17 protein-coding genes, 1 tRNA gene and 1 pseudogene are annotated in these 19,465 nt (G+C 67.6%); 12 read left to right on the top strand and 7 right to left on the bottom strand.

The window, feature by feature from the left end; all coding sequences use genetic code 11:
• Positions 1-48: 48 nt before the first annotated feature.
• Together B141_RS0110815 and B141_RS47275 are read right to left on the bottom strand one after the other, a co-directional pair.
• Positions 49-939: an endonuclease/exonuclease/phosphatase family protein gene (locus B141_RS0110815; protein WP_020575184.1), complete on the bottom strand. Its 891-nt coding sequence runs from the start codon at positions 937-939 to the stop codon at positions 49-51.
• Between the two features lie 48 nt (positions 940-987).
• A complete protein-coding gene (locus B141_RS47275) occupies positions 988-2,967 on the bottom strand; it encodes a metallophosphoesterase family protein (protein WP_084678221.1) in 1,980 nt (659 codons plus the stop codon).
• Positions 2,968-3,249: 282 nt separating this feature from the next.
• On the opposite strand from B141_RS47275, the gene B141_RS0110805 reads away from it, so the two are divergent.
• Positions 3,250-5,205, top strand: coding sequence for an APC family permease (locus B141_RS0110805; protein ID WP_026257099.1), 1,956 nt, complete (start codon positions 3,250-3,252; stop codon positions 5,203-5,205).
• A gap of 15 nt (positions 5,206-5,220) precedes the next feature.
• Here B141_RS0110805 and B141_RS49170 read toward each other — a convergent pair.
• Positions 5,221-5,340, bottom strand: a pseudogene (locus tag B141_RS49170) (adenosine deaminase); the annotation flags it as partial.
• 26 nt (positions 5,341-5,366) lie between these two features.
• On the bottom strand, positions 5,367-6,302 hold the full coding sequence (locus B141_RS0110800) for a DUF2332 domain-containing protein (protein WP_020575181.1): 936 nt from the start codon (positions 6,300-6,302) through the stop codon (positions 5,367-5,369).
• Between the two features lie 115 nt (positions 6,303-6,417).
• On the opposite strand from B141_RS0110800, the gene B141_RS0110795 reads away from it, so the two are divergent.
• The 3 genes from B141_RS0110795 (at position 6,418) to B141_RS0110785 (ending at position 9,198) form a co-directional block, all read left to right on the top strand.
• Positions 6,418-6,837 (top strand): DUF4260 family protein, encoded by a 420-nt coding sequence (locus B141_RS0110795; protein WP_020575180.1) that lies wholly within the window; start codon positions 6,418-6,420, stop codon positions 6,835-6,837.
• On the top strand, positions 6,830-7,369 hold the full coding sequence (locus B141_RS0110790; RefSeq protein WP_020575179.1) for a TetR/AcrR family transcriptional regulator: 540 nt from the start codon (positions 6,830-6,832) through the stop codon (positions 7,367-7,369). The genes B141_RS0110795 and B141_RS0110790 overlap by 8 nt, the downstream gene beginning before the upstream one ends.
• Before the next feature lie 89 nt (positions 7,370-7,458).
• Positions 7,459-9,198: a pyruvate dehydrogenase gene (locus tag B141_RS0110785; RefSeq protein ID WP_020575178.1), complete on the top strand. Its 1,740-nt coding sequence runs from the start codon at positions 7,459-7,461 to the stop codon at positions 9,196-9,198.
• A gap of 155 nt (positions 9,199-9,353) precedes the next feature.
• Here B141_RS0110785 and B141_RS0110780 read toward each other — a convergent pair whose 3' ends face one another.
• Positions 9,354-10,388, bottom strand: a complete 1,035-nt coding sequence (locus B141_RS0110780) for a helix-turn-helix transcriptional regulator (protein ID WP_020575177.1) — start codon at positions 10,386-10,388, stop codon at positions 9,354-9,356.
• A gap of 99 nt (positions 10,389-10,487) precedes the next feature.
• Between B141_RS0110780 and B141_RS0110775 the strand changes: the two genes are divergently transcribed.
• The gene (locus tag B141_RS0110775) at positions 10,488-11,498 is read left to right on the top strand and encodes an ATP-binding cassette domain-containing protein (protein ID WP_020575176.1); all 1,011 of its coding nucleotides are present in this window, start codon (positions 10,488-10,490) and stop codon (positions 11,496-11,498) included.
• On the top strand, positions 11,495-12,352 hold the full coding sequence (locus tag B141_RS0110770; RefSeq protein ID WP_020575175.1) for an ABC transporter permease: 858 nt from the start codon (positions 11,495-11,497) through the stop codon (positions 12,350-12,352). Before B141_RS0110775 ends, B141_RS0110770 begins: the two co-directional genes overlap by 4 nt.
• A gap of 32 nt (positions 12,353-12,384) precedes the next feature.
• Here the strand turns inward: B141_RS0110770 and B141_RS0110765 are convergent, their stop codons facing one another.
• Positions 12,385-13,116, bottom strand: coding sequence for a histidine phosphatase family protein (locus B141_RS0110765; protein ID WP_157180935.1), 732 nt, complete (start codon positions 13,114-13,116; stop codon positions 12,385-12,387).
• 210 nt (positions 13,117-13,326) lie between these two features.
• On the opposite strand from B141_RS0110765, the gene B141_RS0110760 reads away from it, so the two are divergent.
• The 4 genes from B141_RS0110760 (at position 13,327) to B141_RS0110745 (ending at position 17,362) form a co-directional block, all read left to right on the top strand.
• Positions 13,327-13,400: transfer RNA gene (locus B141_RS0110760), tRNA-Ile, on the top strand.
• A gap of 342 nt (positions 13,401-13,742) precedes the next feature.
• Positions 13,743-14,810: a site-specific integrase gene (locus B141_RS47270; protein ID WP_202805731.1), complete on the top strand. Its 1,068-nt coding sequence runs from the start codon at positions 13,743-13,745 to the stop codon at positions 14,808-14,810.
• A 677-nt stretch (positions 14,811-15,487) separates the two neighbouring features.
• Positions 15,488-16,471 (top strand): phosphotransferase enzyme family protein, encoded by a 984-nt coding sequence (locus B141_RS0110750; RefSeq protein WP_020575170.1) that lies wholly within the window; start codon positions 15,488-15,490, stop codon positions 16,469-16,471.
• 570 nt (positions 16,472-17,041) lie between these two features.
• A complete protein-coding gene (locus B141_RS0110745) occupies positions 17,042-17,362 on the top strand; it encodes an ArsR/SmtB family transcription factor (RefSeq protein WP_026257098.1) in 321 nt (106 codons plus the stop codon).
• Between the two features lie 54 nt (positions 17,363-17,416).
• Here B141_RS0110745 and B141_RS46750 read toward each other — a convergent pair whose 3' ends face one another.
• Complete coding sequence (locus B141_RS46750; RefSeq protein ID WP_020575168.1) at positions 17,417-18,019, bottom strand: ArsI/CadI family heavy metal resistance metalloenzyme; 603 nt, start codon at positions 18,017-18,019, stop codon at positions 17,417-17,419.
• Between the two features lie 427 nt (positions 18,020-18,446).
• Here B141_RS46750 and B141_RS0110735 point away from each other — a divergent pair, with 427 nt between their 5' ends.
• Complete coding sequence (locus B141_RS0110735) at positions 18,447-18,815, top strand: ArsR/SmtB family transcription factor (RefSeq protein WP_157180934.1); 369 nt, start codon at positions 18,447-18,449, stop codon at positions 18,813-18,815.
• A gap of 77 nt (positions 18,816-18,892) precedes the next feature.
• Positions 18,893-19,432: a DinB family protein gene (locus B141_RS0110730; protein ID WP_237742674.1), complete on the top strand. Its 540-nt coding sequence runs from the start codon at positions 18,893-18,895 to the stop codon at positions 19,430-19,432.
• Positions 19,433-19,465 lie beyond the last annotated feature (33 nt).

Raw genomic sequence — 19,465 nt, 5'->3', positions numbered from 1 at the left:
CCTCAAACCTTCAGGCTGCCGCTGACCGTGCTACCTGCCGTCTCCGATTCAGTCGTCCTCTCGCGGCACCAGCAGGTCGGCGACCACGGGACGGTGGTCGGACGCGTCCGTCGCGACCTCGTGCGTGCCGCGTACCGTGACGTCCGGCGACACCGTCACGAGATCGATCCGGCTGACCGGAATGATCGCGGGATAGGTCTTGCCACCGTTCGGCGCCGCGTCGCGCAGGCTCTGCCACAAAGGCGCGAGCTCAGGAGCGCTCGGCTGGGCGTTGAAGTCACCGACCAGGACCTTCGGGCCGCGGTCCTCGGCCAGGATCTCGAGCATGTCCGCGACCTGGGCCCGGCGGACCGAGGGGTCGGAGCGATAGTCCAGGTGCGTTGTGTAGACGTGGACGAACGCGCCACGGACGTTGACCTTAACCTCAGGGAAGCCGGGCGCCGGGGCGGGCGCCGGGTTCGGCGTCTGGGTCGACAGCCGGGTGATCTCGTGGTTCTTCGCCTCGAGAATCGGATAACGGCTGAGGATCGCGAGGCCGTACTGCCGCCGGGGCGCACCCTCAGTCAACGGGTCGAGGTCGTAGATCGGACCGAAGAACACCCGCATGTCCAACCGCTTCGCCAGGTCCTTGGCCTCGTCGACGAAGTTGCTCCGAGCACCCCAGTGAACGTCGACCTCCTGCAGGCCAACCACGTCGGCGTTCAACGAACGAATCGCCGCCGCGGTCCGGTCCAGGTTGAAGACGTTGTCCTCCCCGGCTCCGGCACGGATGTTGTAGGTCGCCACCCGTAGCGGCACCGGCTTGGAGCCATCCTCCGACGCAGCTCCGTCGAGTGATGCGGCCGTCGCCAGCGGAGCCACGCCAAGCACCATGGTCGCGGCGAGGGCGGCCGCGGCGGTCAGTGTGCCGCGTCGGGTGGGTCGGATACTGAGTTTCACGCAGTCCTCCAGATCAGGTGGGTGTGCGGGATCACGTCGTATCGCGGGTTACCGGCCGGCCTGGCCGTTCGGGACCGCGGTGCAGTGGGCGGAGCCGGCGTCAGTGAACGTACCGTTGTCGCCGGGCTCTGGTACGAATTTCCAGTCGTATCCGGTCGGGCGGAGGGTGAGCCGCAGGACGCCGAACGTGTCCGCGTTCGCGACCTGGAGGTTCGGCACCTGGTTGAGGCTCGGGTGGAAGCCGACGCCTCCGGTGCCGACCACGAACTCGCGGATGCCGTTAGGGTCAGCCTGACCGTTGACGTTCTGCGGCGCGTACCGCTGGTAGTTGTGGTCGTGGCCGTTGAGCACCACGTCGACGCCGTACTGCTGGGCGAGCTGCCACAGCGGCTTGGTGTCGGGGTTCGCGACGCCGATGGTCGTCAGTGCGGAGAAGATCGGCTTGTGCCAGTACACCAGGGTGCATTTGTTCGGGTGCGCCTGAAGGTCCTGCTTCAGCCAGCGGTACTGCCCCGAGCCAGCAGCGCAGGACACGACACCGCATTCGCCGTTCAGGGCGACGACATGCCAGCGGCCGAGGTCGTAGGAGTAGTAGCCGCGCTGCCGATCACCGGCCGGGCCACTCGCCGCGCCGACGCCGTTGAAGTAGTCGAAGTAGCCGTCCGCGCGGGCGCCCGGGTAGTACGCCTGTGCGTACTCGTGGTTGCCCACCGCGGGGTAGGTGATGTCCTTGAACGCTCCCCACGACTTGTCGTACGAGGATCGGTACGCCTCCAGCGTCCCGACGTCGTACTGCCCGTCGGCGAGCATCGCCACCGCGTCGGGCTCCTGCGCTTGGACGAGCGTGGCCGTGCCCGCCTGGTGGCAGGCGGTCCGGGTCACCCTGCTGGTCGCGGCGCAGGCGATGTCGCCGGCGGCGACCAGCACCGGCGCGTCCTCACCGGAGGAGTCCCCGTCGTACACCTGACCGCGGTCATAGGCACCCCGTGGAATCGGCACCTCCGTGGTGGTGAACCGCACCGTTCGAGAATCGCTGTTGCCCGCCTTGTCCTTCACCGTCACAGCGAGGGTGTGGTCGCCTGCCGGGATGTTCTCGACCGGGAACCTGTTGGGCACCGGAATCGCCCGGCCATCGAGGACCGCGGTCGCGCCGGCCACTCCGGAGACGGCATCGGTCGCGTCGACGCCGACCACCAGGTCGCCGTTCCCGATCCGCTCTCCAGCCGCCGGCGAGGTGGAGCTGATCACCGGTGGGGTGTTGTCGACCCGGAAGCCGACGCGCGCCGACTGTCCGTCGGCCGCGGTCGCCGCCAACGTGTGCGGGCCGTCGGTGAGTTGGTGGGTGTCCACGGCGTACGACACGCCCCGCACCTCGTCGGCGGGGACGCTCATGCTGAAGTTCCGGGTGACCTGCTCCTCGGTGGCGTTGCCGCCTGGATAGCCGTCCCCGATCGGCAACACCTTGCTGCTGGGTACGGACGGATCCTGGAGGTCGTTCCCACCGAGAAGACGCAGGCGCACGTTGCGAATGGTGAAGTCGTCGTGGTTCTTCGTCAGGTCGGTCGGCGACACCGAACTCCCTGAGCGGATTGTCACCACGTTCGCGCCCTCGCCGAGGGCACCCGCCGGCACCGGAACGGCCACGGTCGCGTACCCGAACGCGTCCTCGCTGATCAGCGACACCATCGTGCCGTTCACCCAGACCGAGTTCAGGAGTCGCTGGGAACCGCTCTGGACACCGTCAGCCTCGAACAACACCGTGGCCGGCAGGCTCGGCTCCGGCTGAGTCGCGACAGGCCGCTCGTCAAGGTTGACTTGCAGGTCAGATCCGCCGCCCACATAGACACTCAGCTGCCCACGAACGGCCTGCCCCTCACCCAGCGAGAACGCCGGACCGCCGGCCGCCGCGGCCGCCGTCATCGTCGCCGGATGGGCAAGCGATCCCACCACCCCCGCGCACACCAGCCCCGTAACCACGGCGTACTGCCGCCAACGCCCACCCCAATGCCGCGTTCGTTCGCTCTTCATCGTGTCCTCTCCAGGGTCCTGGGAACCACCCGGCACGCTAGAGCGGACACATGGCGACCGCCCGAACGCCAGGCAAGGCAAGGCATTCAGGCAGGAGAGCGCTGGCAGACCACCCGAAGTACAACTGGTGAACGAAGCGGGTTTCGGCGCCGACCGCGTACGGGCCGGGGTGGTGAGGCGCGGCTAGGCTTTCAGGGGAAGGCACCTTGGAGACTCGGCTCAACGGTTTCGTCACCCTGACCTCGCGGAGACGATCGAGATCGTGACCGGAGGCGGAATGTCATGTCGACACCGGTGCCGGAGGGCTTGGCCGAGCGTCGATCCTTCCGGACCTGGTTGCTGGAGGGACTGAGTGGTCCGCCTACGCAACATCTCGGGCCGCACGCGCAACCAGCCGGCGTAGTCGGTCACTCCTGGTGGAAGGTGATGTGCCTCACCGGGGTCGACTATTTCTCGACATTGGGTTATCAACCCGGTATCGCCGTCCTCGCCGCCGGGCTGTTGTCGCCCATCGCGACCGTGATCCTGGTCGCGCTGACTGTTTTCGGTGCGCTACCGGTCTACCGCCGGGTGGCGAAGGAAAGCCCGCACGGCGAGGGCTCCATCGCCATGCTGGAGCGGCTGCTGTCGTACTGGAAGGGCAAGCTGTTCGTTCTGGCGTTACTGGGATTCGCCGCCACGGACTTCATGATCACGATGACGCTGTCGGCCGCTGACGCGACCGCGCATATCGTGCAGAACCCCTATACGCCAACGGGTTTCCACGGCCACGAGGTCGCGATCACGCTGGCGCTGCTCAGTCTGCTGGGCGCCGTCTTCCTCAGGGGATTCACCGAGGCGATCGGTGTCGCGGTCGTACTCGTGGCGACGTACCTGTCCTTGAACCTCGTCGTCGTCCTCGTCGCACTCTGGAAGGTGGTCACGGCGCCAAGTCTGGTGACGGCGTGGGCGAACCTTCTCACCGTGCAGCATGGGAATCCGGCCCTCATGATCGCAGCGGCGTTGCTCGTCTTCCCCAAGCTGGCCCTGGGCTTGTCGGGATTCGAGACCGGGGTCGCGGTCATGCCGCACGTGAAGGGCGCACCGGGCGAGACCGAGGAACACCCGACGGGCCGTATCGCTGGGACGAGGAAGCTGCTCACCGCCGCGGCCGGAATCATGAGCGTGTTCCTCATTCTGAGCAGCGTGGTAACCACGTTGCTGATCCCACTGAAAGACTTCCAGCCCGGTGGTCCAGCGAACGGGCGGGCGCTGGCGTACCTCGCGCATCTGTATCTCGGGAACGTGTTCGGCAGCGTGTACGACATCAGCACCATCGCGATCCTGTGGTTCGCGGGAGCGTCGGCGATGGCAGGCCTGCTGAACCTCATCCCGCGGTACCTCCCGCGTTACGGCATGGCGCCTGACTGGGCGAGGGCGGTACGTCCACTGGTGCTGGTCCTCACCGCAACGGCGTTCCTCCTCACCGGGATATTCGGTGCCAGCGTGGACGCGCAGGCTGGGGCGTACGCGACGGGGGTTTTGGTGCTCATCACCTCGGCGGCGATCGCTGTCACCCTGGCAGCCCGGCGAGCCGGCGAGCGGCACAGGACGGTCGCCTTCGCGTTCGTGTCGGCCGTGCTCATCTACACGACGGCCGCGAACATCGCCCAGCGTCCGGAAGGCGTGAAGATCGGGGCAGCGTTCGTCGCAGCGATTCTGCTGGTCTCCTTCGCCTCTCGGGTGTCACGGGCGTTCGAGCTCCGCGTCACCCAGGTCCAGCTCGACGAGAAGGCGCAGATGTTCGTCCGCGACTGCGCACGCCGCACCATCCGGCTCGTCGCGAACGAACCCGGCCCACGGGACCTGCGGGAGTACAGCAACAAGATCGAACAGATCCGCCAGGACAACGACCTACCGGACGCGAGCGGAATCCTTTTCGTCGAGGTCACCGTGCGGGATCCATCCGAGTTCGAGTCGCAGCTCGACGTGCACGGCACGGTCATGCACAACAGGTACCGCGTACTCACGATGGAGAGCTCGACCGTTCCCAACGCACTCGTGGCGCTATTGCTGCACATTCAAGATCAGACCGGGGTCCGTCCGCACATCTACTTCGAGTGGTCTGAAGGGCATCCGATCCTGGAAGTTCTGCGGTTCCTGCTCTTCGGCGTCGGCGAGGTGGCACCAGTCACCCGGGAGGTCCTCCGGCGTACGGAGACGGACCGCGCCAAGCGGCCGCACGTCCACGTCGGATGAGTTGTACGTCGCGGGGAGCGGGCGGATCGTCAGCCCAGCCACGTCCGCCAGCTCCAGCAGCGTCGACGGTCGGATCGCACCATCCAGATGGAGGTGCAGATGCGCCTTGGGTAAGGCGACAAGGTCGCGGCCCACAGGGATGCCCTTCCTGGCAGTGGCAGCTACGCGAACCAACTCATCGCCTGCCCGTGCGATCGGGTCCAGGCGAGCGGTGTCCCGTCCAGCGCGAGCACGTTGTACAACGCACCGTCCGGCGGCGCCGGCAGACGGTCGTAGCTCAGCACGCCCGGAGCTTCGTTCGCGATCCAGTGCCCAGGCAGGTCGCGCACCACCTCGACGAACGCCTGCCGCCGCGGCGCCGGCACCTGGTACATCACGGAGGTATGGAACACCACCAGCGTCGCGCCCTCTGGCGCCTTCGCGGCCAGCGCCGGCAGGTCGTCCACCACGTCACCGCGCACGAGTAACGGCGGCTCGACCGCGCCGATCGCGGCCGCGGCCCGCAGCCGGGCGCGGCGGTGCGCGTGCTCCGGCCAGATGAGAGCGTCCAGCCAGGCGACATCCGCGGGATCCGTCACGTCGAGCGGATTCAGATCCAGTCCGGCGCGCCACACCACCGAGGGAAAGCTGCCCGGCGGCGCCATCCCGGTCGCCGCGCATTCCAGGACCGGTTCACCAGAACCCACCAGGTGGTCGCCGTAGCGGTAGGCGTACCGGTCGGGATACAGGCACAACCCAGCCGACGCGCCGACCTCGAGCAGGGCCAACGGCTGCGGCAGCGCGGCGAGCACCGGCAGGAGCACCGCACACCGCCCGGCCTCGTTCGTCTGCGTGGCGCGAGCGCGCATCTCGGCCGCGATCACCGGCCAGTTGGCCACCGTGAACTCGTGGAAGCCGGCCGGATCCTCCACCGGACCCCCGAGGAACCGTACGACGCCGAACAGCAGGTTCGGCTGTCGCTTGCTGGCCGGGAGTCCGTCGAGCAGCGCGAGCACCTCCTCATCGCGCGACACCGCGAGCGCCAGGCGCTCGTACGCCGGCGACACACCGCGCGCCTCGCGCGCACCGAACTCCGCATACTCCTCAGCCGTCGTCATAGCCATCATGATCGCCCCTGTCCGCGGCGGCGGCCTAGGGCCCGCGCTGGCGCTTGACCTGGCTAACACCGTTAGCCTACGGTGTGGCTAACGCCATTAGCCAGGAGGGACACCCATGACCAGCACCCCCAACGCCCCATCGACCAGCCGGCGCCCTGCTGCCATCGCCCGCCGGGTGGCCTGGGCCAGCTGGGCGGCGTTCCTCCTCGCCTTCGCCCTCTTCGAGGCCGTTAAGTACGGCACCGGAGTCTGGCTGGCGCTCATCGGCGGCCTGATCGCGCCCGACCTCACCTTCCTGGCAGCCGTGGGTGTCAAGGAAAAGTTGCGTCGTGGGCAGCTCGCGCCCAGAGCGGTGCCGTACTACAACGCACTCCACCGCACCTGGGTCCCGCTGGCCATCGCGCTCGTCTACAGCGTGGGTATCGTCGACTGGCCCGCGCTTTTCACGTTCCTGCTGGCCTGGATGCTGCACATCGCGGTCGATCGCATCGCCGGCTACGGCCTGCGCACCAAGGAAGGCTTCGTCCGTGGCTGAGACGCCGCAGGTTCAGCTACCCGCCCGCCGCCGCCAGATCGCCGATGCCGCCCGGCACCTTCTGGAGGCCGAGGGACCCGACGCGCTCACCATGCGCCGGATCGGCGAGGCCCTCGGCATCAAGGCTCCGTCGCTGTACAAGCACCTCCCGGACAAGACCGCCCTGGAGGCCCAGCTCGTCGCGGACGCCTTCACCGAGCTGGCCGAGGCGATGGAGGCCGCCTCCGCGAACGCCGCCAGTCCCACGGTGAGGCTGGCCGCGGTCGCCCGCGCGTACCGGCGCTATGCCGTCGACCACCCGCATCTGTACCGGCTCATGAACTACCGGCCGCTGCGCCGGGATCTCCTGCCCGACGACCTCGAAAACCGGTCCGCGCTCCCCCTCCTCGAGGCCGTCGAGTACGACGAGGCACGCGCCCGCGCCATGTGGGCGTTCGCGCACGGCATGGTCTCGTTGGAGATCGACAACCGGTTCCCCTCGACCGCTGATCTTGATGCCGCCTGGCAGGCCGGACTGGCCGCCTTCAGCTGACAGACCGCCCACGCTCGGGTCGTACTGTGGGACGAGTGTCGATGGCTGACGCACCAGGTCAGGTGACGTGAGCGCGAAGGGGACCGGCCATGGTCGGTACGTCGGTGGCTGAGCAGTTTGTGCGGGTCCTGCGGCAGGCTGGGGTCGCGCGGATCTACGGCGTGGTCGGCGACAGCCTCAATCCGATCGTCGACGCGGTACGCCGCACGGCGGGCATCGACTGGGTGCACGTGCGCAACGAAGAGGCCGGCGCCTTCGCCGCGGCAGCCGAGGCGCAGCTCACCGATCGCCTCGCAGTGTGCGCCGGAAGCTGCGGCCCAGGCAACACCCACCTGATTCAGGGGCTCTACGACGCGCACCGCACCGGAGCGCCCGTCCTCGCCCTCGCCTCACACATCTCCTCCGAGCAGATCGGCAGCGGGTTCTTCCAGGAAACCCATCCAGAACGCGTGTTCGTCGACTGCAGCCACTACTGCGACATGATCAGCCAGCCCTCCCAGATGCCACGGATGCTGCGGATCGCGATCCAACAGGCATTGGGAAAAGGCGGGGTGTCAGTGATCGTGATGCCAGGCGACGTCGCGCACCGGGACGCGGAGCAGCCGACCGGCAAGAGCAACTTCCTTGTGGAGAAGGGAGTTGTCACGCCGCCGACGGCGCAGATCGAGGCGCTGGCCGACGCCCTGAACGCGGCGTCGACGGTGATGGTGTTCGCCGGTGCCGGCGTACGCGGCGCGCACGCCGAGGTGATGAGCCTTGCGGGCAAGGTCCTGGCGCCCATCGGGCACAGCCTGCGCGGAAAGGAATGGATCCAGTACGACAATCCTTACGACGTGGGCATGAGCGGCTTGCTCGGGTACGGCGCCTGCTATGACGCGATGTCCGCGGCCGAGCTGATCGTGCTGCTCGGCACCGACTTTCCCTACGACACGTTCCTGCCCCAGGAGCGCACCGTCCAGGTGGACCACGACCCCACCCACCTCGGACGGCGTACCGCCCTCGACCTGGCCGTGCACGGCGATGTCAAGGAAACCTTGCGGGTGGTGCTCCCGCTGGTCAACCAGAAGTCTGACCGTACCTACCTCGATCGAATGCTTCGCGAACACACCCGCAGCCTCGAGAAAGTCGTTGACGCGTACACCCGAGACGTCGAACACCATGTGCCGATCCATCCGGAGTATGCCGCCAGCATCCTCGACGACGTTGCCGCCGACGACGCGATCTTCACCGTGGACACCGGCATGAACAACGTGTGGGCGGCGCGGTACATCACGCCGAACGGCCGCCGGCGGGTGATTGGTTCGTTCCTCCACGGCACGATGGCGAACGCGCTGCCGCACGCGATCGGCGCGCAGTTCGCCTACCCCGGCCGGCAGGTCATCTCGATGTCAGGTGACGGCGGCCTGGGCATGTTGCTGGGCGAGCTGCTCACCGTGCGACTCCACGACCTGCCGGTGAAGATCGTGACGTTCAACAACTCCTCGCTCGGCATGGTCAAGCTGGAGATGCTGGTGGACGGGTTGCCCGACTACCAGACCGACCACCTGCCGGTCGACTATGCCGCGATCGCCGAAGCCATGGGTATTCCGGCGATCCGGGTCGAGAAACCGGGACTGATTCGCTCGTCCCTCACGGACGCGTTGTCCCGGCCCGGGCCGGTCCTGGTGGACCTCGTCACCGACCCGAACGCGATCTCCCTTCCACCGCGGCTCACCGCCGCACAGATGAAGGGCTTTGCCCTGGCCGCTGGCAAGATCGTCCTGAGTGGCGGGGTCGGCAAGATGCTCGGCTTCGCGCGGGCCAACCTGCGCAACCTGCCCCGTCCGTAGCGGCGTTCCGACTGGCTGCTGTAGTTGTCGGAGTGAAGTTGATCAACGGTCTCGAATTCGGACACCCACTGCGGGAAGTGCCCGTTTTGCGGACCGTTGATCAACTTCCCCATGGCGTTCCTGCGTAACGAGGTACTGCCCCGCTCCTGCCCGGTTCAGCTCCTGCGCTCCTCCCCGACCTCTGCCGAAGGAAACTGACCGTCTGCCTCCGCCGCCGCGGTGTAGCGCTGGCCGAGCCGGGCGGCGGCCTCGCGCAGCTCGTCCGGCCCGACGATCTCCAGGTCGACGTCGAACAACCCCATCCAGGCCGCGAGCCCGACCCACGACCATGAGCCGGCAATCACGCGGCACCGGTCCGGCCCCAACTCCTCGACAACTCCCTGCTCGCGTACCCACCGGGCGACGACCGCGGCCGGCGCGTGCAGGATCAGCTCGCCCTGGCACGACCATTCGTTGCGTTCGAACTGCCGCGCGATGTAGGTCGCGACGTCGGGTGCCGGCAGCTCGCGCGAAGTGAACCTCGGCCCCGTCGGCGTACGCGGTGTCATCCGGTCGACCCGGAACGTACGCCAGTCAGCCCGATCGACGTCCCACGCGATCAGATACCACCGCCCGCCCCACGTCACGAGGTGGTGCGGCTCCACTCGTCGCGGCGGGCGGAACTCCCCGGCGGCGGAGCGCACCACCTCCCCCGAACCCCCGTCGTAGTCGAACCTCAGCACCTCACGCGCGCGCACGGCGGTCCCGATCGCGAGGAGGTGCTCGGTGTCGACGCGCGGACGCTCCCGAACGCTGCCGCTGCCCCGGCTGACCGTGGTGACCTGCAGCGCGTCGACCCGATGCCGCAGCCGGGCGGGCATCACCTGGCGTACGGTCGCGAGGGCCCGTAGCGCGGCGTCCTCGATCCCGACCACGCTCGACGTCGCGGTCTGCAGGGCCACGGCCACCGCCACCGCCTGCTCGTCATCGAAGAGCAGCGGCGGAAGCTCCGAGCCGGCGTCGAGGCGGTAGCCGCCTTCGGGCCCCCTGGTCGCGCTGACCGGATAGCCGAGTTCGCGGAGGCGGTCGACGTCGCGGCGCACCGTGCGGGCGCTGACCTTGAGGCGCTCCGCGAGCGCGTCACCGGGCCAGTCGCGCCGGGTCTGGAGCAGCGACAGGAGCGCGAGCAGTCGTGCCGAGGTCTCGAGCATGAGCCCAAGGGTTCCACAGGTAGCGGACAGAAGCTGACCGCTACGCCTGCGAATGTCGGCCACGTTCGCAGCACAGCCCTGATCTACCTGGGAGAACCCGTGATTCGTACCCGCTCGCTCACCAAGGACTTCGTGGTGAGCCGTACCCAGACCGTGCACGCGGTCAGGGGCATCAGCCTGGAGATCGAACCCGGCGAACTGGTCGCCGTACTCGGCCCCAACGGCGCCGGCAAGACGACCACGATGCGCATGCTCACCACCCTGATCCCGCCGACCTCGGGTACCGCCACGGTCGCCGGTCACGATGTCGTCGCCGAGCCCGCGGAGGTACGCCGGCAGATCGGGTACGTCGGTCAGGGCAACGGCGCGGGTCACACGCAGCGGGTCCGCGACGAGTTGTACAGCCAGGGCGTGATCTACGGCCTGGATCGGCGCGCGGCCCGCCAGCGGTGCGATGAACTCCTCGAAGCCCTCGATCTCAAGGAACTCACCGCGCGTAAGGTCTCGGACCTGTCCGGTGGGCAGCGCCGGCGTCTCGACGTCGCGATGGGACTGGTGCACGCTCCGTCGCTGCTCTTCCTCGACGAGCCGTCCACTGGTCTCGACCCGCAGAACCGCGCGAACCTCTGGGAGCACATCCTCGCGATGCGCACGGCGTACGACATGACGATCGTGCTCACCACCCACTATCTGGACGAGGCCGACTCGATGGCCGAGCGGGTCGTCATCGTCGACCACGGCGAGGTGATCGCGGACGACACCGCGGAGACGCTCAAGGCGAACCTCGCCGGTGACCGGATCGTCGTGACGACCACTGAGGATGCCGCGCACCGGCTTGCTCAGCTCGCGTCCCAGCTACCAGGCGCCCGCGACCTCGTTACGGACGGGGCGGCCGCGCGGGTCGAGGCGCGGGTGAGCGACGGGCCGGGTGCGTTACCGGAACTGATGCGCGCGGCCGAGCAGTCCGGCGTACGCATCACAACGGCGCAGGTCCACCGGCCCACGCTCGACGACGTGTTCCTCACGCTCACCGGGCGCAGCCTGCGCGAGGCCGGATCCGACCAGTCGACCGCCGCCCCCGACTCCGCTCCCCGAAAGGACGCCGCATGAGTACTGCCAGCGCACCCGCACCCGCACCCGCACCCGCCCCGTCGCCGGCTCGGACGCGTAAGACGCTCCCGCGGCCGGCACAGCGAAATCTTCTCCGCGACACCGGCATCGTGATGATGCGCGAACTCCGACCGGTGCTGCGAGATCCGTTCTCTCTGGTCTTCGGCATGATCCAGCCGCTGGTGTTTCTCGCGCTCTTCGGTCCGCTGCTCGTCGGCTCACTCGGTGGGCAGGCCGGCGGCACGATCGGGGGCAATGTGTGGCAGTGGTTCGTGCCGGCGATCCTGGTGATGACCGCCCTCTTCGGTACGTCGGCGACCGGCTCGAACCTGCTCTTCGAGTTCCAGACCGGTGCGCACGAACGCATGTTGGTCACGCCGCTGTCCCGGCCCTCGCTCCTGATCGGTCGTTCGCTCAAGGAGATGGTGCCGCTGGCCGGGCAGGCGGTCATCATCATCGCGGTGATGATGCCGTTCGGCTTCCGGCTCTACCCCGCGGGCGCCCTCGCCGGTCTCGCGATGCTGGCGGTCTTCGGCATCGGGCTCGGCTCCTTCAGCTACGCGCTCGCGATCGCCGTACGCAAACAGGAGTGGATGTTCTGGGTGGTCCAGCAGACGCTGATCTTCCCGCTCATGATCCTCTCCGGCATGCTGCTCCCGCTCGAGACCGGGCCGGGCTGGATGCGGGTGGCGGCGGGGTTCAATCCGCTCGCGTACGTCGTTGACGCTGAACGCGCGTTGTTCGAAGGTGAACTCGTCTCCTCAACGGTGGCGTTGGGCTGGGTCGCGGCACTTGCCACCGCCGCCGTCGGGCTGACCGTCGGCATCCGCGCCATGATCCGCAGCGGCAACTGATCAACTGCCCGCCTGTCGCTGTTGCTGTCCCGTCAGCGCTCGAGCACGGCGGACGTCGTAAGGCCCCAGCCGAGTAGCCGCAGGACAGAGGGGCGGGAGGCCGGCGTCGCCTGGATGAGCGACACCGAGCAGCCGGCCAGGTCGTCGTGTGGGTAGGCATCGGCGACGTTGGCGACCAGGTACGGCAGAGCGGCCCGGAACCCTCCGCCATGGCCCACGAGGAGCACCGTCGGCGGGGTACGCGTCGTCGAAATGTTCGGTATTGCCGACCCCCTGCTTGCCGCGGTCGCTGCCACGCCGAGCAGGACCCCGCGCAGCCGGCTCGCGAGGTTGCGGAGGTTCTCCCCCTCGGGGAACCTCCGCGACCACTCGCCGGCCGACCAGCGGCGCATGATCTCGATGTACGCCTCCCACGCCTCGGCGTCACCACGCCCGTCAAGGCTGCCGACGTCGATCTCGCGCAGGCGTTCGTCGGTCAGGACGCGCAGGCCGAGCGTGGAGGCGAGGATCTGGGCGGTCTCCCAGGCAGAACGTGCTGGGGACGTGATGATCTCCTCGTCGAACTGCCAGCCCTGCGTGGCAAGGGTCTTTGCGAGCCGCTGAGCCTGCTCGCGACCGTTGTCCGTCAGTGGGTGCTCCACCGCCCGGTGCGACAGGTGGCGCAAAGCGGTCGCGACGTCCTCGCCGTGACGGACGTACATAATCCGCACCGCGGATCCCGCGAACGTCGCGGAACCCCTGGCCGCTGCCGAGCCAGTGGACACGCTGCCACCTCCCCCTGCGAGACCGGGTCGCCCGGGCGTCACGGCGACGTCCCGAACGGCGAGTTGTTGATCACACGGTGGCACAGCAGGTCGGCGTACAGAAGGTGTCAGGCTGTAGTTGGCAGACTCGGGTCAGTGGTGGGCCCGGTTGAGCGCGGCGAGGGCAGCGACGGCTAGGCTCATCGCGCGACAACGTGCAGCGGTCTGCTGGGGGCGGTAGCTCAGCCGGTTAGAGCATGGGACTCATAATCCCTGGGTCGCGGGTTCGAGTCCCGCCCGCCCTACCCCGTCTGACCTGGGCAGATCCCCACCGGAGTCCGGGCATGTTGCAGAGCCTGTCAATGGCAATGTCAATGACTAGACTGTCGGCATGGTGGCGAAAGCTGGCTCCCAGCGGCGTACGCGAGGTTTCGTCCGCAAGCGGGGTAACTCCTACCAGGTGTTGGTCTACGCCGGACCGGATCCGCTGACTGGCAAGACACCTACCTCACCGAGTCGACCCGTGACGAGCGCGAGGTCGAGAAGATCCGGACCCGGCTGCTGGCGCAGGTTGATCGGCAGCGCACCGCATCAACGAAGGCGACGGGAAGGCGACGCTGGCCTACACACTCGATGCCTGGTTCGAGGTGCACGAAGCCGATCCGGTAACGCTGAACAAGTACCGGGAGTACGCCGATCGGATGATCAAGCCCGCGATTGGCGACGTCCCTATCGCGAAGCTCAGCGCCCAGACACTCGAGCAGTTCTATGCGCAGCTACGTCGTTGCCGACGGCGGTGCGCCGGGAAACCGTATGTCGAGCATGCCGTGGACGGGCCACACGAATGCGGCGAGGTACGTCACCGTCGCAAACGAGATCACGACTGCGCCGCTGTGCGCTGCCGGGTGATCGACTGCAAGCCCCATGTGTGCACGCCGTTAGCGGCATCCACTGTCCGGCAGCTGCACTTCATCATCAGCGGCGCATTAAGCACCGCGGTCCGCTGGGACTGGATCCCAACCAACCCCGCCTCCGTCGCAAAGAAGCCGCGCCTCCCCCGACCAAAACCATCACCCCCGTCGGCGGCGGAGGCCGCCACAATCGTGGCCGCGGCCTGGGACAAGGACGAAGCATGGGGCACCCTCGTCTGGCTCGTCATGGTGACAGGTATCCGACGAGGTGAACTCGTCGCACTGCGATGGCGTGACGTCCACCTCGACGTGGGAGTTCTGGAGATCCGCCGAAACTACGTCGACGGGATCGAGAAGGACCCCAAAACCCATCAGATTCGCCGGATCTCCCTCGGCGAAGACACCTGTGAGCTCCTACGCGCGCATCACGAGCGCTACGAGGAACGCGTCCATGCCCTCGGCCTCGAACCAGATAATGACGCGTACGTCTTCTCCTACCAGCCCGACCACAGCCGACCGTGCAATCCCGATGCCGTCAGCCACCGCTACGCCGCAACCTGCGCAGCCGAAGGAATCGACAGCCACCTCCACGCCCCGCGGCACTACTCCGCAACCGAACTCCTAGCCGGGGGCGTCGACCTGCGAACAGTTGCCGGCCGGCTCGGACACGCCGGAGGCGGTACAACCACCCTGCGGGTCTACGCAGCCTGGGTCCCCGAGTCCGACAAACGCGCGGCCAACATCCTCGCCAGCAAGATGACCCGACCAGGTCGACCCAACCGGGATTCTTCGCCGTCGACATGACCTGGCCTACCGCGACGGCGCCAGACCGGAAAGGGTAGGCATTCTGCGGTCGCTGCGACTGACGCGCTGACTCGGACCCCTCATCATCAGATCCAAAAGGCGACGGCCATCATCCACACGTTGCTGACCTGCGACGACGCTAGCCATGGCCCTGTCAGGAATGGCACTTTGGGCAGCTCATGACTGTGGTTCGTTGACAACCCCGTTGAGAGAGCCCTCCGCGATCACGGCTGGCGACGGGTCCACCGCGACCAAGCGGTCAAGGACGGGCGCCGGGATCGGTGGGCGTGTGCGTACGCCGCGACGACGGACGGATCTGCGAACTGGTCACCCGTCTCCATGGCCGCATGCTAAGAAGGGCGGCCACACCACGAGATTCAGTTATCACGACCTGGACAGGCATTGAGCGTGTGTCGATCGGCTCCGCGTTTATCTGGCGGATGCGCCACTCATTGTGGGAGCCGGCCTTCGAGTAGCTCAGGGAGCTTCTGAACCTGGATCTCAGCCGGCCTAACGGCCGCCCTGGGAGCTGTGCTGCTGAAGGCTTCTGGCGACCTGATTGACGCAGCACGCGCACGACGACCTGCCGCTTGGGCGGGTACGAGGACGACCACCATCTAGGCGTTGCATCCCTGGCTGGAGCCGCTTGGCGAGTGAATCCTGTATCGTCGCGGCTCATGCGCGTGGTCTGCTCGCTGCTCCATCCCGACGACCTGGCAACGGTGGTCGCGAGGGACTACGACCTGGTGGTGCCGGTCACGGCGCGGCTGCTGCAGCGCGGCTTCAACGACACCTATCTCGTCACCGACGGCACGGGTGCGCGACGAGTCCTTCGGGTCTACACCCACGACAAGTACTGGCTGCGGTCGGACTCCGATCTGCTCTTCGAGCTCGAGCTCCTGGAGCATCTCGCGGCGGCCGGCATCGGGGTGGCGCAGCCCTCCCGGCGGACGACCGGTGAACTCGCGGGCAGGCTCGACGCCCCCGAGGGCAACCGGTTCTATGCGCTGTTCGACTTCGCACCCGGCCGGCCGGGAAGCGAGCGGCCGATGACCCTCGACGAGCTCCGGGCACTGGGAGCGCAGGTGGCGCGCCTCCACGACGCCATGGACGCCTTCGAGCCGACGCGTGGCCGCTACCACCTTGACGCCGCGATTCTCCTCGACATGCCGCTGGCCGCGATCGACGCACACCGCGCACCCGACGACCCGCACTACGCGGAGATCGAGGCCGTCGCGGGAAAGCTGAAGATCCTTCTCGCCGAGCTGGACCCCGATCCAGCCGGCTACGGCCCCATCCACGCCGACATCCACGACGACAACATCTACGTCACGTCCGCGGGTGAGTTCGTGTTCTTCGACTTCGACCACTGCGGCTACGGCTGGCGAGCCTACGACCTGGTTTCGCGCTACCCACAACCCCAGGCGACGCCCGACGATTGGCAGCGCTGGACGGCGTACATCGACAGCTACGAGGGCCTCCGCCCACTCTCCACCGACGAGCGGCGTGCCCTGCCAGCCTTTGCGGCCTGCCGCGCACTGTGGGACATCGGCGACTGGCTCCAGGCCGCGCCACGCATCGGCACGAGGTGGCGAGCCGACCGGCTGTGTCGCCACGTCCTCGACCGGGTACGTCCACGGCTGGCCGATCTCGGCTGGTGAATTCCCCGCATGGCGCAGATCGGATGCTAACGGTCGGTAGGCGCAGTATCCCTCCAGCGCCCGCTCATCGGCTTCGTGACCCGCTGCCAGGCCTCGTTGGGGTAGCCAAGAGTCACCTTCATCGAGCGGGCGCGCTGCTGATCGACCTTCGCGAACAGTCGCGTACAAATCTCGACCTCGCGGCCGGTCGCGAGTTCTACTCGGCGAGGTAGGCGGGTCTTTGGCGTCAGTGGTCCGGTCCGAGGCCTGAACGAGTTGTCACATCGGACGAAGCCACGCGTACGTCGTGCCGGGCCACGCTTCGCCACCATGGCGCTCGCTGACAGATGGTCGAGCACTTCTGCCGCTGTCGCAAGGATTTCTGCAGGTGAGAAGCGGTGGGCCGCCTGGGGATCGAACCCTAACCGCCCGATTACAAGAGCGGCGCTGCGCCAACCATGATCAGCTTCACGCGTGTTGACCTGCACGTTCACCTGCCTGAGCTGCCATGACCGGCCTGCTGCGGCCCTGTTTCATTGACAGAATCATTGACAGAGCGACCTACCCCTGCCGCGTATCCGGCGTCGAGCGATGATGACATCACCAAATACTGATGCCTCGATCGGCGTCCTGTTCAAGGTGCTCGCCGACCCGCTTCGCCGCCGCATCGTGGAGTTGCTCGCGTGGGAGCAGCTGTGCACGTGTCACCTGGTCGAAGAGACCGGTGCCGGCCAGACCACCGTGAGCAACGCTCTGCGGCTGCTTCGGGACGCGCGCGTGGTCGAGACCGAACCGTGCGGCCGGTTCACCTACTACCGGCTGCGCCCTGAGGTGCTGCACACCCTGGCCGGCCAGGTTGCCCAGCTCGCGGCAGGCGCGGACGCCGCGCAGACTCGCAAGCGACCCTGCTGACGCCCCGGTCTTCGCGCGTTCCTGAACGGACGTCAGACGGGCCCGCCTCCTAGCCTAGGAGGCGGGCCCGTTGCAGCTGGACGATCGATGGGAAGCGGAACTGAGTTGCTGGCTGGCGCAGCACGCTCCAGCGCGGTTGACCGGCCCGACAGTCAGCTGGCCTCCTTCGGCGGTCGAGGTGTTGCCCTCACCGCCGCAGCAGCCGCCGTCACCTGCCTCGACGAACTCGCTCTCCTCGGCGCCCTGGCCGTCGGTAGCGAGGTCGCCCGTCCTCTTACCCTCCAGATCGGCCCCGGCGTCGGCGAGAACGACGTAGTTCTCCCAGCGCTGCCCGTCCGGGCCGGTGACCCAGTGCTTGTCCTGCCGGGCGTAGCAACAAACGACGTCGCCTTCGGTGTCCAGGGTCAGGCCGGCAGCCTCGAGCCGGTTGGCCTGCTCCTCGACCTCCTCCATCGACTCCCGCTCGACGCCGAGGTGGTTCAGGGTGCCAGTGGCTTCGGGGTTCTCAAACAGCACCAGCTTCAGTGGCGGGTTGGCGACCGCGAAGTTGGCGTAGCCGGGGCGGCGCTTGGCCGGCTCGGTGTCGAACAACGTGGAGTAGAACTCCACGGCCGCGTCGATGTCGTTGACGTTGAGGGCCAGCTGCAGCCGAGACATGGATGCTCCTGGTTGGATCGGTGTAATCGATGTGAGTGCTCGTCGGTCAGACGCAGCAGGGGACGGGAGACTTTCCGGCTGCAGAGGACCGCCGGGCCACCACGGCCCGCAGGAGACCACCCGATACACCGGCTAACCTGGCACGCCGGGAACCGTTGGGGCGGGCGAGGCGTGCCGGCCGGCGCCGTGCCTCCGCGGCGCGGAACAGGTCGTCCCGCTGAGCCTGCGCCACGGCTTCGATCACGATGGGGTGCATGAGCCTTCTCCTTCGCCTGCGCCGGACTGCCCCGGCGCCACGAGATAGATACTCGTCTATGTGAAGCGCATCGACAAGTGTCTATCTCAATTTTCTTCGGCGACCCCTGTGCTCGCCACCGCCACCGGAGAGCTGATAGATGGCTGCCTATCTCGTGGCACTATGGGTGGCATGCCGAAGCCGCTGCCCGTGATCCAGCCCGTGCCGCCCGCGGCCGCCTGCTGCCCTCCTCTCACTGCTGCGCCGCTGACCGCCGAGCAGGCCGAGGAACTCGCCGTACGACTCAAGGCGATCGCGGACCCGACCCGGCTACGGCTGCTGTCCCTGATGCTGGCCAGCCCGGGTATGCAGGCATGCACCTGTGACCTCACCGAACCGCTCGGGCTGACCCAGCCGACGATCACTCACCATCTGCGCAAACTCGCCGCGGCGGGCCTGGTCGTCCCCGAACGCCGGGTCGGCAACTTCACCTACTACCGAGTAGTGAGCGACGCCCTGACCGGCCTCGCCAGCATCCTGGCGCCGGTTGCGGGCGCCTGACCGAGGACGCTTGACACTCCAGTCCGTCGGCGCAGACTGGGGCCAGCCCTGCGGCTGGCGGGGCTTGGACCTGATGGGTGAGTGAGCCGCAGATGGACCGGCAGGCAATACATGCGGAGATGGAGCAGGCGCGCGCGACCTTCCACGCACTGGTGTTGCAGGCATCGCCCGCCGCCCTCGACCGCGCCTCCGAGGGAACCCGGTGGACGAACCAGCAGTTGCTGTTCCACATGCTGTTCGGTTACATGATCGTCCGAAGACTGCTACCGCTGGTGCGAACACTCGGACGACTGCCGGACGGTTTCAGTCGGCGGTTTGCCCGCATGCTCAGCGCCACCACGAAACCGTTCCACGTCGTGAACTACCTCGGCTCGTGCGGTGGCGCACTGGTGTTCCACGGCCCGCGACTGACCAGGAAGTTCGACCGAACGGTGGCGGCATTACACCGCAACCTCGACGACGAGACTGACGAAGCCCTGGCGCGGGGCATGCACTTCCCCGTCGACTGGGACCCGTTCTTCACGGACAAGATGAGCCTGCTCGAGGTCTACCACTTCGGCACTCAGCACTTCGACTTCCACCAACGACAGTTGACCATCCAGCAACCTGCTACGTAGGAGGCATTCCGGGCCCGCGTTCATGGCGATAAC

This window comes from Actinopolymorpha alba DSM 45243, assembly GCF_000373925.1.
GTDB classification, from domain to species: Bacteria; Actinomycetota; Actinomycetes; order Propionibacteriales; family Actinopolymorphaceae; genus Actinopolymorpha; species Actinopolymorpha alba.
The sequence above is the reverse complement of the archived record's forward strand: the minus strand, read 5'-3'. Positions and strand labels throughout refer to the sequence as shown.